Consider the following 14,722-nt stretch of genomic DNA (forward strand, 5'->3'; position numbering starts at 1 on the left):
TGCCCTAAATATTTAGAGCGCACTTAAAAAGACACTTAAATACCAAACCTTACATGCTTTTACCCCCTCTACACTCGCAATGACATTATTTTATACCAAGATATTGATTTATAACAATTTATCTTTTTAACTTAAATCATAACGCCAAATACAATAAGATTCTCTCATCACATACTCTCTCATATTAAATCAATTCAAATCATTTGCTTGCACATTACAAGCAAGGTTGGTGTATGGATAAAAGTTATATAAGATAAAGAATCCCCTCATAAGGAGTCTTAAGTACCAAGGAGCTATCGCAAATTGAGAGCTGGTATATGAAAATGCAGACTTTCTACGATACAATAGGATAAACACTTATTTTATAAGGTATTATAAAAAACAACTATAAAGATTTTTCAAAAGCGCTCTTCTTCAGCAGGCACTAAAATTTCTCGTTTCCCTGCGTGATTTGCTGGACTAATAATACCTTCTTCTTCCATCCTCTCAATCAATGTCGCAGCGCGGTTATAACCAATGCCTAAACGGCGTTGAATATAAGAGGTTGAAGCCTTACGATCACGAAGCACAATAGCAACAGCTTGACTATAGGGATCATCTTCTGAAGGAGAAGACAAAGAAACATCAGCACCATCCTCTTCAACTTCTTGCGTAATTGTTTCTAAATAATCAGGTCGTGCTTGCTCTTTGAGATGCGCAACAACCTGCTCCACTTCATCATCCGCAACAAAAGGCCCATGCACACGCTGAATACGTCCTCCTCCCATCATAAAGAGCATATCTCCTTGTCCCAATAATTGCTCGGCCCCCTGTTCGCCTAAAATTGTTCGGCTATCAATTTTTGAACTCACAGAAAAAGAAATACGTGTAGGAAAATTGGCTTTGATCGTCCCAGTAATAACATCGACGGAAGGACGCTGTGTCGCCATAATTACATGGATACCGGCAGCACGTGCCATTTGTGCTAAACGTTGAACCGCTCCTTCAATATCTTTACCAGCAACCATCATCAAATCAGCCATTTCATCAATAATGACAACAATATAGGGCATAGGACTAAAATCAAGTGTTTCCGTTTCATAAAGAGGCTCACCAGTCTCACGATCAAATCCAACTTGAATTGTCCGCACCATTGTCTCTCCCTGACTTGCAGCTTCCCTAAGACGTGCATTAAACCCATCAATATTACGAACGCCTAGTTTTGACATTTTACTATAGCGCTCTTCCATTTCACGAACAGCCCACTTTAAAGCAATCACGGCTTTTTTAGGATCCGTCACCACGGGTGTTAATAAATGGGGAATGCCATCGTAAACCGAAAGCTCAAGCATTTTCGGGTCCACCATAATGAGACGACATTGTTCAGGTGTCATACGATAAAGCAATGATAAAATCATTGTATTGATAGCAACAGACTTTCCCGATCCTGTTGTACCAGCAACCAAAAGATGGGGCATTTTTGCTAAATCTGCAACAACAGCTTCCCCCCCGATTGTCTTACCCAAAGCAAGTCCTAGCTTGGCTTTGCTGTCAATAAATTCTTGCGCCTGCAACATTTCTCGTAAATAAACCATCTCACGCTTTGCATTAGGCAGTTCTATTCCAATAACATTACGTCCTGGAACCACCGCAACACGCGCCGAAATCGCACGCATCGAGCGTGCAATATCATCTGCCAAACCAATGATACGGGAAGACTTAATGCCTGCAGCCGGTTCAAATTCATACAAAGTTACCACCGGTCCAGGACAAGCATCTATAATTTTTCCTTTGACCCCAAAATCTAACAAAACCCCTTCAAGCTCCTGAGAATTTGCTCTTAAAACAGCAGGAGAAAGTTTTGCATCCTTAACAGACGGTGGTGGAACCGAAAGATAATCTACAAGAGGAAGAACAAAACCACCCTTTGAAGAAGCTGTTAAAAACTTTCGATTTTTAACAGGAGAAACATAGGCTTTATTTTGATTTTCCTCACACTTTACTTTTTCACCTAAAAAAGTTGGCTCAATCCGATCAAATGGCTTTCCTTGCCCTTTACTCTGAAAACGCCTTTTGAAACAGAATAAACGAAAAAAACGCGCTTGTAAAAAATAAAAAAGATGCAAAAGAGCGCCACAAGTTGTCGCAAAAAAACCATGATTTTCACGATCCTCCTCTGCGGCATATTCCGTATCTTCTTCCAACTCAAAGACTGGATTAATGATTTCGTCTTTTGGAATGCTTTTTTCTTTTCTTTTCTTTGTTCGACGCCGCCATATCACATTACCAGCAAAAGCAGCGGTGAAAAAACCTAAAAGAATAAAAACAACACTGAAAAACACCGTGTAAGGAGGAGAAAGAAAAAGAGGAAAGACTGAAGAAGCAACACTTAAAACTTTATCTCCTAAAACCCCTCCCAATCCCATTGGCAATGGCCAATAAGTAAAAGAAGCAACAGGTGACATAAGGGCAAAAGCAATTAAAAAACAAATCGTTGATAGCACCCATAAAAAAAAGCGCAAAGTCAAATTGTAGATATTCTTTTGCGCCAACAAGAGAAAAGACCAAAATAACGGTGGCAACAAAACAGAAAGACTGGCCAAGCCAAAAAACTGCATAATAAAATCTGAAAAAATTGCCCCCATCCACCCCATAAGGTTTGTAACCTCATTTGTACTTGCATGGGTTAAAGATGGGTCCGCAACATTCCACGTCGCCAAAGCAAACACACAAAAAATAATAAAGCCCAAAAGCCCGAGCCCAATAAATACTCCTATCTGACGTAAAAACATCTCAATAAGACGCGAACCTTGAGAATTTCGCACTTCTAATGAATCATAAGGAGAAGAACCTCGGTGCATCTATCAATTCCAAATACAAAACTTTCATATTTTAAAGAGTTATAACTCCCTCTCTCTCTTAAAAAAGCATGAAGCTTAAACTCTGTGCCGATTTGTAAACAAATCGCCTGTAAACAATCTGACTTCTTATCTAGCGTGTTCTACCTCTAACCACTTTATATCATTCATATACCCACCACCCTAAGAGACAATCCTTCATAAGGCGCACAAAAAGCTCTCCCTGAATATTTATCACACGATCAACCAAAAAACACCTCATGTGTAAAGTGTTACATGGGTGCTATAAGCACCTTCCTAAACAAATAATATTTTTTACGCTACACCATGATAACGGCAAAATATGAATACTGTTTTAACCATCACGAATGACCACAATTTTTATCTATTTTTATCTATCATACTAACGAAATAGCCCCCTTCAGGACAAGCATACTGAAGTAACTCACACAACTTAAAAAATACACGACCATCTTTGTTTATTTTTAGTTTTCTTTTTTATCAACCAAGTGTAAAAAGAATTGAAGAAGATATTAAAAAAAGCTTATCCGATAAATCTGTAAGATGAATCACATAAATGATTAAGCAGAAAAACTCTGAAAAACCAATCTGTCATCAGATTGGCGCTAAAAAGAAACCTCGTTTTTGTAAAGCAGAGAGAAAAGTAAAGGTTAAGATATTTTAGGCAATGTAAAAAGATATTCTTTTTAAAAGAAAGCAAACTATAAACAATGGAAGAAGTATTGTGTGTTCTAATCGCAATAAAAACGTACAACCCAATAAAAAAATTAAATCTCATAAAACTAAACAATGTGATCTGCTCATTGCAGGGGGGGCAGCTGTCGGTTTAACCCTAGCGATAGCACTCAAGCAAACAGCCCCTAATCTGAAAATAAAAATCGTTGATGCTGCGCCACAAGGAGATACCCCTGCTTCTAACATACGAACCATTGCCCTTGCTGCTGCTTCTATTCGTATGTTAAAACAATTACAATGTTGGGAACCTATAAAACTCTATGCGCAACCCATTCATTCAATGATCATCACAGATACAAGCACAAATGATCCTGTCAAACCCACTCTTTTAACCTTTGAAGGCGACATTAACCCGGGTGAACCCTTTGCTGCTATGGTAGAGCATAGAGAACTCATCAACACTTTAAAAAAACGTGTCAAAGGTCTCAATATCCCTGTTATTACAAACACCCGTGTCATTGATTTTCATCAAGAAGATCAACATACAACCGTCACTTTAAATAATGAAGAGGTTTGGCAAACAAAATTGCTTATTGCAGCTGACGGAGCCCATTCGAAATTACGCCAAAAAGCTGGTCTGAAAAATTTTTCTCATCCCTATAAACAAACAGCAATCATCTGCACAGTTGAACATGAAAAACCCCATAATGGTCAAGCAATTCAACATTTTTTACCTGCTGGCCCTTTCGCTCTTCTCCCTCTCAAAGGCAACCGATCCGCTATTGTGTGGAATGAAGATCATAGAACTGCGCAATATTATCTCAAAGCTGATGCACTTATTTTTGAAACAGAACTCGAAAGACGCATTGGCCATCGATTAGGTAAACTCTCTTGGGATGGCGAACGTCAAGCTTTTCCTTTGAGCCTTTCTTTAACACGTCAATGCATTAAACCACGTTTTGCTCTTGTTGGCGATGCCGCCCATACCATCCACCCCATTGCAGGACAAGGACTCAATTTAGGATTACGCGATAGCGCTGCGCTGGCTGAAGTGATTATTGAAACAGCACGACTAGGTCTTGATATTGGCTCCCTCATAGCTTTAGAGCGCTATCAAAGCTGGAGACGTTTTGAAATTGTCCGTATGGCTTTAAGCAATGATTGGCTTAATAAACTCTTTTCTAATGATAACCTTCTTTTACGGATGCTCCGCGATACCGGCCTTGGAATCATTAATCAAGCACCAAAAATAAAAAAATACTTCATTCAAGAAGCTGCCGGACTCACTCCAAATGCCCCACGTCTTCTACACGGCTTCCCACTTTAAACAAAAATTCATACTATTTTATAACCTTTGCCTCCCTCCTTCAAAGAACAAAAAATTCCTATCTCATCTAATCTGTTTGCAAACCGGATTCCTGTCGAGTAATTTTCTCTTGCCTTCCTCCCCCCATATTTCACTCCACATAAGACTCGACAAGCAAGCTACATTTTAAGAATACTCACCATACACTGAAAAAAACATTTAATGTCTCAAAGAGGTTGCCTTATATCACCACACCTTTAAAGGAGCCATTTCACAGCATAATAAAATAAACAAGACATTTTAGCACACAACACTTTTCTTTATAAATAATAAATTCATTATTCTCATACTGAGTGAGAAATCTAAAGATCATAAAATACCCTTATTTCAAATCTCTCTCATGTTGAAGCAATCAAAATCATTCGCTTGCACATCACAAGCGAAAGTGTCGTATAAATAAAACAATTAAACAAAGCGACAAAAGCCTCCCTCTCTCAAGAACTAAGGACTTTAGCAATATTGGAGGCGAGTAAAGTATATAATGGCACCGGCTTATACTTTTTATTGAAGTAAAAATGGTGGTGTACAATGGATTTTATATGCTCATAGAGACTTTTACGTTATACTATTCACGAGAAGCGCTATAAAATAAGCTTAGTTGCATTGAAAAATTTTTCTTTTAAAAAAGCGCGTAAATTGGAAACATAAATGTATTCCGTTTGGGGCATTCTGCTTCTCAGACAAACTCTTTAACTTATTGTGGAATACCACACGACTTTAGAAAAAATATTCCAATATATAACAAAGTATTCCGTACTCTATACCATCACACACAATTGTAAAACCGCATATCATCCCCCTATTTCACACCATAAAAGAAGATAAACTGCAATAGAAATAATCCAATCCTTTTATTTTCAAATACGCTCTTTATTCATTATTCATAAACGCTCATAAATGAATTTTAATCACAAACGCTCAGAAATATGTCATAAATTCTATAAAACCCATAACAGCCATAGAAATTTTCCATTTTTCTACATACTCACTCATCTCAACTAAACGAACGATAAATAAAGTAAATGCCTCATATATAATCTCACAGAAAAAAGACCAAACAAAATCTATAACATCAGGCTTGTTCTACAGAACAGTATTTCAAAAATATAAGTATGCTAATTTATTAACATATTAATTGATAAAATTATCATTTTACATATTGAGTTAAAATCCCTATGCAATAAATTATTCTCATTTCGACCATTTTTGTAAATAATCAATAAAACTATTTATTTACATAAACTAAAAAGAGCAACGTTAATGAAACGATAAAAAGAAGTAAAATATCCCCCCTCTCTCTCATGCCAAAAGCAATTACAATATTCCAATCTGGCATCATCATTATGCTTGCCAGATTATAACAACAAGACCTTTTGCATTTAAATAAACTTTTTCACGCTCCCTATCATTGTATTTGGTAACTCAATACTTTAATATATTCGTTCAGTGTGTTTATACTATCAAATTACCCAAAAGAGCATACTTCTTGCATTTACATTCCTTAGTATTCCCTTATCTTGTAAATATCGCACACGTGTTACGTTACTTCGAGTTCATCAAGTGTATACCCATTCTCCAACCACTCTTTAATCCACTTAGGTCTACGTCCACGCCCATTCCATAATTCCCATTGGTTATTGGGATTTCTGTAATGGCGCTCTTTGCTCACAAGATCAGCGATATCAATTCCATGGGCATTAGCAATTTCAAGAATTTTTCGTCGCGCATTTTGCTTTTCCTTTGCTTGCCGTTTTTTTAATTCCACATCGATTTGTGTACGCATCTCTTGTAGTTCATCAAAATTCATATTTTTGAGATCATTCACCTTAATTACTCCCCTTGCAAAAAAGAATTTCTTTTTGCCATATTTTAAACACAATTATAGACAATTTCTGTCCATTTATTATCGAAATTAAAATTACGATACATATATCACTTTGACGGAGATGTGCTTTGAACCACAAAGAGCTGTTTATTGGTATATCAATTACCACCACTGCATCTTTTTTCAGTTCAATTGCTGGAACTACTAAATGCAGTGCTCAAGCGCCATCACACCTCTCTGACTCTTATGAATCAGTAGTCAAAAGTAAATATAAATCGTCACTCTATAAGTTATGGCAATACGCAACAAAGAACAAGCCCTCTCTGTATAATGATAGTGTAGTTCATTATGACAAGAAAACCTCCCCTCATACACAACGGCTTTTTACTTCGTATAAATTTTTTTTGAAAAGATTTTTGCAACTAGAGAATTATATAAAACAAGCAGCTTCAATACAGTATCAAAGATTATTATTTTTTAAAAGCAGCGCCTTTCTTCGTGATTCCAATAATATTGGTTGGCGTAATGTGCTCTATTTTATTCCACACTTTTATCTTGTTGGTTGGGTATTCGCATATATTAGAAATATTCTTAGAAGAGAACAAAGCAATAATCACAAAGAATATTCTAAGCTAAACAATCTCATTCTGCAAATTTATAAAATCAAAAAACAACGAGAAAATGTACTACAAAGAATTAGCATTTGTATTAATAAAATTCTTCATAATAAGGTGTATTGCTAATGATTGTTCCAGATTTCACATTTTTTGCTGCTGCATACATATCCAATACGCCTCCCATAACATTTTCAGTTATCGCCGAACAAGAAGCGCGGGACAATGTCTATGTAACAGATGATAAAGATAACTTCTTCTATCAATCATCTCAGTTTAAGGAAACAATCGCAACAGCTAAACAGAGTGAACATAATTTTAACATAATTTTAGGGCAAATTGATGTTGGGAATGTGAAATTGTTTTCTCTTTTTGATGCGTTTGATTTTTGCAGAAATATTACAGCTGTACAAAGCGCTTTAACTTACTGCTATGAACAAACAACATCAAAGTGCATCTTTGAAAAAGCGACTTTGCAGTCTGTGCTGAATTTTTACAATACAGAAAACTCAAACCACGCCCGTATGCAAAAAATTACTTCATATATTGGAGTAAAAGCTGCTGTACGAGGAAATGAGGGCTTGCAGGAGCCTATAAAGCTTAAAAAAGAAGAACCAGAACAGACAACTAAAGTAGATTCTCTTCCTCTCTCTTCAAAAGGAGAAGAAGATGCATTTACACATAAAGAAAGTAGCGCCCACGATGCTTTTTCAGCTGAAGATTTTTCTTCATCGAGAAGATCACTGAGTGATGACTGATATTTTCACGAAAATCCAGAATTTTGATAGGATATTATAATGAAAGGTAGATAAGAAAATGTTAAAGCTCTAATTAGTAAGATTGAACAAAATCTATTCTAATTGAGGGCAACGATAATGAAAATGATAGAACAAAACAGCGTTGATATAGCATTTAGTCAAAAAGCAGCACGTGAGATTACAGTCGTGATGCTTTCAGAAAGGGAATGGTATTTTACGTTTATTTCCGATGATCCAATCACCGGAAAGCCAAATAAATATACGTTACTTACACAAAGAGGAAAACTAAGAACTTGGGCTGATCCAAAATATCTTTTTAAGTTTCTTCATGAAAGAGGGGTCATTTGTGGGAGTTTTAATCTTAATCAGGATAAAGAACATGAAACAATTAAATATTCTTCACACAACAGCTCGTAATAAAATTGCTGCATTTTCTGCAGCTTTAACTGTGTTTTTTATGGGTAATTCAGCTCATGCACAAGCCCAAGCAGTAACTTTAAAAAATGCGGAGACAGCTCTAAAGGGGTTACAAGGCGATATTGAAAAAATTATACCTATTGCTGCTGCTATTATACTATTATGCTTAGCAATTGGTTATGCAGGACGCTACATCGGAAAAGACACATTTATACGGTGGGCAATCGGGATCGTTATCGCAGGTTCAGCAGCCCAACTTGTTACACTGCTATTTAAAACAACATAATAATGGCATTAATTATAAATTATAAAATACAATATGTTTGTTCATATAAAAATATTATCTAGATTTTAATTAAGAGTGAAATATGCAAAAATTAATTAGTATTCAATCGAAAAATAACAACAAAATCATCGCATTTTCTGCTGCTATGATTGCGTTCTTTATAAATAGTTCTGCTCATGCACAAGCCAAACCATCGGTTTTAACAAATGCATCGGACGCTCTAACAGCTTTACAGACAGATTTAAAAGTGATTATCCCTATCGCTGCTGCTGTTATACTTTTATGCTTAGCAATTGGTTACGCAGGCCGCTACATAGAAAAGGATACATTTGTACGCTGGGCAATTGGCGTTGTCGTCGCTGGCTCAGCAACCCAACTTGTTACTCTACTATTTAAAACAACAAACTAATAGCATTAATTATAAATACAATATGTTATTTAGAACTTTAATAAGAGTGAGATATGAAAAAATTAATTAATCTAAAACCGAAAAGTAACAACCAAATCATCGCATTTTCTGCAGCTATAACTGCGTTTTTTATGGATAGTTCTGCTTACGCCGCCAGCGCAAGCGTTTTAAAAAATGCAGAGACAGCTCTAACAGGCTTACAGACAGATTTAAAAGTGATTATCCCTATCGCTGCTGCCGTTATACTGTTGTGCTTAGCAATTGGTTATGCAGGACGCTACATCGGAAAAGACACATTTGTACGGTGGGCAATCGGTGTTGTCATCGCAGGTTCTGCAACCCAACTTGTTACTCTGCTATTTAAAACAACATAATAATGGTATCAATTATAAATACAATATGTTATCTAGAACTTTAATAAGAGTGAGATATGAAAAAATTAATTAATCTCAAACTGAAAAGTAACAACAAAATCATCGCATTTTCTGCAGCTATAACTGCGTTCTTTGTGAATAATTCTGCTTACGCCGCCAAAGCGAGCACTTTAACAAATGCAGAGAGCGCTTTAGAAGGTTTACAGGGCGATATTCAAAAAATTATACCTATTGCTGCTGCTATTATACTATTATGCTTAGCAATTGGTTATGCAGGACGCTACATCGGAAAAGACACATTTGTACGGTGGGCAATCGGGGTCGTTATCGCAGGTTCAGCAGCCCAACTTGTTTCACTGCTATTTAAACCAACATAATAATGGTATCAATTATAAATTGTAAAATACAATATGTTTATTTATATAAAAATATTATCTAGAATTTTAATAAGAGTGAGATATGAAAAAATTAATTAATCTCAAACTGAAAAGTAACAACAAAATCATCGCATTTTCTGCAGCTATAACTGCGTTCTTTGTGAATAATTCTGCTTACGCCGCCAAAGCGAGCACTTTAACAAATGCAGAGAGCGCTTTAGAAGGTTTACAGGGCGATATTCAAAAAATTATACCTATTGCTGCTGCTATTATACTATTATGCTTAGCAATTGGTTATGCAGGACGCTACATCGGAAAAGACACATTTGTACGATGGGCAATCGGGGTCGTTATCGCAGGTTCAGCAACCCAACTTGTTACACTGCTATTTACAACACCATAATAATGGCATCAATTACAAATAATACAATACGATACGTTTATACGATAGGCAATCAGTATTATTATCGTGCCCTCTACAACCAAACTTACTGCAATATTATTGAAAGGTAATTCATGAATCAGTATAACACGTAATGTTTTTAATATCCATCGATTATAGGTGTGTACTAGTAATAATGTAGCCATACTGAAAAAAGGGATATTATTTATAGCAACTTTAATTAAAAGGGGATAAAGAATATGAAACAATCAAATACGTTTCAAGCGAAGACGTGCAACAGGATTAATGTTATTATCATCACTTCAATGATGTTGTTAATAATGCAATCTGCATATGCTCAGACGGAAACAGAGAGCTTGGATGCCTTCATAGGAATGCAATATGGATTAAGTGTACTTATTCCTATCGTTGCCCTCATTATTCTTTTATTACTTTTGCTTATTTATATATTTCGCATCATCGCAAGAGCTACATTTATACGATGGGCCTTCAGCGTCATTATTGCTGGTGCAGCCTTTTATATTAGCCACATATTATTTTACCTCTACTGACAAGAGCACCCCATGAAATCACAAGAACAAAAAGAATTCCCCCTATTCAAAGGAGCAACACGTGTTCCAACGATATGGGGTGTCCCCATGATGCCATTTATCGTTATGGTTATGGGGGTCGCTGTTATTGCTATGACAGTAAGTATCTTTTTGTGGATTATGGCACCTCCGTTATGGTTCATTATGGTGCAAATTACTAAAAACGATGATAAGGCGTTTCGTATCTGGTGGTTATGGATCGATACTAAATTTCGCAATCGCAACAAAGGTTTTTGGGGCGCATCAAGTTATAGTCCCTCTGATTATAGTAAAAGGAGATAAACATGACAGCTGTTGAAAGCAGCAAACGCCTTGCATCAGAGGCACCTGTAAGCCTGTTTCTGCCTTATTCACATCATATCACAGATACGATTATTTCTACTAAAAATGCGGAATATTTGTCAATTTGGAAAATTGACGGGCGTTCACATCAAAGCTCTTCAGAAGAAGATATTTTTCAATGGGTAAAAGAGCTTAACAATACTCTACGGGGTATTGCATCGGCCAATTTATCATTTTGGACGCATATTGTGCGCCGCCGTGTTTATGAATATCCTGATTCAACATTTGATCAAATGTTTTGCTATCAGCTTGATGAAAAATATCGACAAAGCTTTACTGGTTATAATTTGATGGTCAATGATTTATATCTGACTGTCATTTTTCAACCGATAGCGGATAAAATTATGTCGTTCTTTTCTAAGCATGAACGTGAAACGCTTGATCAAAAAAAGATGCGACAAGACACATGTATCAAAGAACTCAATGACATCAATCGTACTTTAGGCCAATCTTTAAACCGTTACGGTGCAGAACTTCTTGGTGCTTATGAAAAAAATGGGCATGTTTATTCTTCTGCACTTGAATTCCTTGGAATGCTTGTCAATGGTGAATATCGCCCTATGCCAATTTGCCATGACCGTTTTGCTGACTATATGTCTGTCAATCGACCTTTTTTCTCAAAATGGGGCGCTCTTGGTGAACTGCGAACAACCAGTGGAATGCGTCGATTTGGAATGCTGGAAATTAAAGAATATGATGCAACAACCAAACCAGGACAATTAAATGTTTTGTTGGAAAGTGACTTCGAGTTCGTATTGACGCAAAGCTTTTCAGTTCTCTCCCGACATGCTGCTAAAGATTATTTACAACGGCATCAGCGTAATCTTATTGATGCACGAGATGTGGCAACGAGCCAAATTGAACAAATTGACGAAGCACTAAACCAGCTTATCAGTGGGCATTTTGTCATGGGAGAACATCACTGCACATTGACGATCTATGGTGATACAATTCAACAAGTTCGCGACCATATGGCCAAAGCAAGTGCAGCATTACTAGACGTTGCGGTACTGCCCAAACCTGTAGACTTAGCAATAGAGGCTGGCTATTGGGCACAACTTCCTGGCAATTGGAAATGGAGACCGCGTCCTGCTCCGATTACATCATTGAATTTTTTATCATTTTCATCTTTTCATAATTTTATGTCAGGAAAACCCACTGGTAACCCATGGGGTCCAGCCGTCACAATTCTTAAAACAACCAGTAAAACACCGCTTTATTTCAACTTTCATGCCTCCAAACTTGAAGAAGACTCGACAGATAAACGTTTACTTGGTAATACCGCGCTTATCGGACAATCTGGTTCGGGTAAAACCGTGTTACTCGGCTTTTTGTTAGCACAAGCACAAAAATTTAAGCCGACAACTGTTGTTTTTGATAAAGATCGTGGCATGGAAATTGCCATTCGAGCGATGGGTGGAAAATATTTAACATTCAAGCCAGGCAGAAAAAGTGGTTTCAATCCTTTCCAACTCCCACCAACACAAGAAAATCTGATTTTTTTGAAACAATTTGTTAAAAAATTGGCAGAAGCTGGTGGTGAGGTCACGCATCACGACGAAGAAGAAATTAACAAAGCAGTTATGTCTGTTATGAGTGCTAACATTGACCGATCACTCCGTCGTTTGTCCTTTCTAGTACAATTTTTACCAAATCCACGTTTAAGTGATTATAATGCTCAGCCATCTGTTCATGCTCGCTTACTAAAATGGTGTGAAGGTGGTGATTATGGGTGGTTGTTTGATAATCCCCATGATGCTCTTGATCTCTCAACACATCAAATTTACGGCTTTGATATCACGGAATTCTTAGATAATTTTGAAACTCGCACTCCAGTGATGATGTATTTGCTTTACCGCACAGAAGGCATGATTAGCGGACAGCGATTTATGTATATCTTTGACGAGTTTTGGAAGCCTTTGCAAGATCCGTACTTTGAAGATTTAGCGAAAAATAAACAAAAGACTATCCGTAAACAAAATGGTATTTTTGTTTATGCAACACAAGAGCCTAGCGATGCCTTGGAAAGTAATATTGCCAAAACACTCATTCAACAGTGTGCAACTTACATTTTTCTAGCCAATCCCAAAGCAAATTATGAAGATTATACAAAAGGCTTTAAACTAACAGATGCCGAATTTGAACTCGTTAAAGGACTTGGTGAGTTTAGTCGCCAATTCCTCATTAAGCAAGGTGATCAATCTGCGCTTGCAGAACTGAATCTTGGTAAATTCCACCTGACACGCGATGGAAAAACCATCGAACACGACTTTAGTGACGAGCTCTTGGTGTTATCAGGAACGCCTGATAACGCAGAGTTAGCCGAAAGCATTATCGCAGAAGTTGGTGATGATCCAGCAATATGGTTGCCAATTTTCTTACAGCACGCAAAAAATGACAGGAGGGAAACATGAAAAAAAAGGTCATTTCAATAGTAGTTGTAATAACTTTAGGGATTTCAAACCCAGCGATGGCTTGGGTTTGGGGTGCTGGGGCGGCGGATTTGGGAGCATCAGTTCCAACGACGTGGCCCAATTTTTTTGGAAAGTCATCTTCAAATAGATCAAAGCCTAAAAAAACTCCACAGCAAAAGAAAGCGCCACCTGATGCCCAACTTCTCGATATGCTAAAAAAACAACTTGAGGAAACAAAAAAGATACACGAATCTATAACGGGAAGCCAAAAATTCGACACTAAAAAGCTTAAAAATGTACAAACAGATCACAGTAGCTTTTTTCTCAAAAATCCAGAGAATCTCTACAATAGAAATAAAACTTCTGCTCTATCTACATCACTTGAAAATATTTTAAAAGAAGAAGAAATTCCTGTCACTATCCATGAATCTAGCAGTTTTATCAACAAGCGCATCCAATATGCAGCCATCACTGATAAAGCCGTAAGTTTAAAAACTTTTCAAGAAGCAAACAATCGTTTTCAGCAAATTGAAGAACTATTAAAAGAAATCACGACAACAAAAGATCTAAAAAGTATTGCCGAGTTACAAGCACATATAATTGGAATGCTTGCTATGCTACAAAATGAAACAGCAAAACTACAAATGGTTACACATTTACGCAATGCTGAACATACACTTATCAAACAACAGAAAGATAAGCATAACATAAAAATTTTGAATAGTAAAAACACGAAAATGCCTACCATAAGATTTATTAGGTAAAGCTTTTATAATAACATTTTGTATATTATTTCCCTGTATGCTCGTAAAAAGAAAAAGTTAATGCGTAATACTCAATTTTCTCTCATAGATCAAAAAGGTCTACGAAGTTTAATTTTATCCTTAAAAAGTTCAACGAAAAATGCTTAAAAATCATATAAAAAGTTGAAAATTCTTTAAAGAGGAATTCCATGGACTTTACAGTGTTCACGCAACTTTTCAATAAAATTGATCAGATAACAAAAACATATGT

General features: G+C 36.5%; 15 protein-coding genes. 13 read left to right on the forward strand and 2 right to left on the reverse strand.

Translation table 11 applies throughout. The features are described 5' to 3' along the window. Window positions 1-398 precede the first annotated feature (398 nt). A complete protein-coding gene (locus ACFINW_RS00535) occupies window positions 399-2,840 on the reverse strand; it encodes a DNA translocase FtsK 4TM domain-containing protein (RefSeq protein WP_375640648.1) in 2,442 nt (813 codons plus the stop codon). 742 nt (window positions 2,841-3,582) lie between these two features. Here ACFINW_RS00535 and ACFINW_RS00540 point away from each other — a divergent pair. Beyond that, window positions 3,583-4,860: a ubiquinone biosynthesis hydroxylase gene (locus ACFINW_RS00540; protein ID WP_375640652.1), complete on the forward strand. Its 1,278-nt coding sequence runs from the start codon at window positions 3,583-3,585 to the stop codon at window positions 4,858-4,860. A gap of 1,576 nt (window positions 4,861-6,436) precedes the next feature. Here the strand turns inward: ACFINW_RS00540 and ACFINW_RS00545 are convergent. Next, window positions 6,437-6,724 carry an H-NS family nucleoid-associated regulatory protein gene (locus ACFINW_RS00545; protein ID WP_015857007.1) on the reverse strand — a complete coding sequence of 96 codons (288 nt, stop codon included), beginning with the start codon at window positions 6,722-6,724 and terminating at the stop codon, window positions 6,437-6,439. Between the two features lie 128 nt (window positions 6,725-6,852). On the opposite strand from ACFINW_RS00545, the gene ACFINW_RS00550 reads away from it, so the two are divergent. The 12 genes from ACFINW_RS00550 (at window position 6,853) to ACFINW_RS00605 (ending at window position 14,472) form a co-directional block, all read left to right on the forward strand. Continuing rightward, the gene (locus ACFINW_RS00550; protein WP_375640656.1) at window positions 6,853-7,467 is read left to right on the forward strand and encodes a hypothetical protein; all 615 of its coding nucleotides are present in this window, start codon (window positions 6,853-6,855) and stop codon (window positions 7,465-7,467) included. Then, the gene (locus tag ACFINW_RS00555; protein ID WP_375673644.1) at window positions 7,467-8,096 is read left to right on the forward strand and encodes a TrwN protein; all 630 of its coding nucleotides are present in this window, start codon (window positions 7,467-7,469) and stop codon (window positions 8,094-8,096) included. Before ACFINW_RS00550 ends, ACFINW_RS00555 begins: the two co-directional genes overlap by 1 nt. 117 nt (window positions 8,097-8,213) lie before the next feature. After that, window positions 8,214-8,513, forward strand: coding sequence for a KorA family transcriptional regulator (gene korA, locus ACFINW_RS00560; protein WP_015857010.1), 300 nt, complete (start codon window positions 8,214-8,216; stop codon window positions 8,511-8,513). Then, window positions 8,476-8,799, forward strand: coding sequence for a VirB2 family type IV secretion system major pilin TrwL (gene trwL / locus ACFINW_RS00565; RefSeq protein WP_375640664.1), 324 nt, complete (start codon window positions 8,476-8,478; stop codon window positions 8,797-8,799). Before korA ends, trwL (ACFINW_RS00565) begins: the two co-directional genes overlap by 38 nt. Window positions 8,800-8,881: 82 nt before the next feature. Beyond that, window positions 8,882-9,208: a VirB2 family type IV secretion system major pilin TrwL gene (trwL, locus tag ACFINW_RS00570; protein ID WP_375640669.1), complete on the forward strand. Its 327-nt coding sequence runs from the start codon at window positions 8,882-8,884 to the stop codon at window positions 9,206-9,208. 53 nt (window positions 9,209-9,261) lie between these two features. Continuing rightward, window positions 9,262-9,582, forward strand: a complete 321-nt coding sequence (trwL, locus tag ACFINW_RS00575) for a VirB2 family type IV secretion system major pilin TrwL (RefSeq protein WP_375640673.1) — start codon at window positions 9,262-9,264, stop codon at window positions 9,580-9,582. 56 nt (window positions 9,583-9,638) lie between these two features. Next, a complete protein-coding gene (trwL, locus tag ACFINW_RS00580; protein WP_375673646.1) occupies window positions 9,639-9,959 on the forward strand; it encodes a VirB2 family type IV secretion system major pilin TrwL in 321 nt (106 codons plus the stop codon). Window positions 9,960-10,041: 82 nt separating this feature from the next. Further along, window positions 10,042-10,362 carry a VirB2 family type IV secretion system major pilin TrwL gene (trwL, locus tag ACFINW_RS00585; protein WP_375640677.1) on the forward strand — a complete coding sequence of 107 codons (321 nt, stop codon included), beginning with the start codon at window positions 10,042-10,044 and terminating at the stop codon, window positions 10,360-10,362. A gap of 239 nt (window positions 10,363-10,601) precedes the next feature. Beyond that, complete coding sequence (locus ACFINW_RS00590) at window positions 10,602-10,913, forward strand: conjugal transfer protein (protein ID WP_375640681.1); 312 nt, start codon at window positions 10,602-10,604, stop codon at window positions 10,911-10,913. 12 nt (window positions 10,914-10,925) lie between these two features. Beyond that, window positions 10,926-11,234, forward strand: coding sequence for a type IV secretion system protein VirB3 (locus ACFINW_RS00595; RefSeq protein ID WP_375606609.1), 309 nt, complete (start codon window positions 10,926-10,928; stop codon window positions 11,232-11,234). 2 nt (window positions 11,235-11,236) lie between these two features. After that, window positions 11,237-13,708 (forward strand): VirB4 family type IV secretion/conjugal transfer ATPase, encoded by a 2,472-nt coding sequence (locus ACFINW_RS00600; protein WP_375640688.1) that lies wholly within the window; start codon window positions 11,237-11,239, stop codon window positions 13,706-13,708. Beyond that, entirely contained in the window at window positions 13,705-14,472 is a 768-nt protein-coding gene (locus ACFINW_RS00605) for a type IV secretion system protein (protein WP_375617807.1), read from the forward strand. The genes ACFINW_RS00600 and ACFINW_RS00605 overlap by 4 nt, the downstream gene beginning before the upstream one ends. Window positions 14,473-14,722 lie beyond the last annotated feature (250 nt).

Origin of the sequence: Bartonella sp. AA18HLJMS, assembly GCF_042197245.1 — a bacterium.
GTDB lineage: Bacteria > Pseudomonadota > Alphaproteobacteria > Rhizobiales > Rhizobiaceae > Bartonella.

Coding starts and splice junctions, on each gene's coding strand:
- trwL (WP_375640677.1), top strand. CDS start 10,042: ATGAAAAAATTAATTAATCTCAAACTGAAAAGTAACAACAAAATCATC.
- ACFINW_RS00590 (WP_375640681.1), top strand. CDS start 10,602: ATGAAACAATCAAATACGTTTCAAGCGAAGACGTGCAACAGGATTAAT.
- trwL (WP_375640664.1), top strand. CDS start 8,476: ATGAAACAATTAAATATTCTTCACACAACAGCTCGTAATAAAATTGCT.
- ACFINW_RS00605 (WP_375617807.1), top strand. CDS start 13,705: ATGAAAAAAAAGGTCATTTCAATAGTAGTTGTAATAACTTTAGGGATT.
- trwL (WP_375640673.1), top strand. CDS start 9,262: ATGAAAAAATTAATTAATCTAAAACCGAAAAGTAACAACCAAATCATC.
- ACFINW_RS00535 (WP_375640648.1), bottom strand. CDS start 2,840: ATGCACCGAGGTTCTTCTCCTTATGATTCATTAGAAGTGCGAAATTCT.
- ACFINW_RS00595 (WP_375606609.1), top strand. CDS start 10,926: ATGAAATCACAAGAACAAAAAGAATTCCCCCTATTCAAAGGAGCAACA.
- ACFINW_RS00555 (WP_375673644.1), top strand. CDS start 7,467: ATGATTGTTCCAGATTTCACATTTTTTGCTGCTGCATACATATCCAAT.
- trwL (WP_375673646.1), top strand. CDS start 9,639: ATGAAAAAATTAATTAATCTCAAACTGAAAAGTAACAACAAAATCATC.
- ACFINW_RS00600 (WP_375640688.1), top strand. CDS start 11,237: ATGACAGCTGTTGAAAGCAGCAAACGCCTTGCATCAGAGGCACCTGTA.
- korA (WP_015857010.1), top strand. CDS start 8,214: ATGAAAATGATAGAACAAAACAGCGTTGATATAGCATTTAGTCAAAAA.
- trwL (WP_375640669.1), top strand. CDS start 8,882: ATGCAAAAATTAATTAGTATTCAATCGAAAAATAACAACAAAATCATC.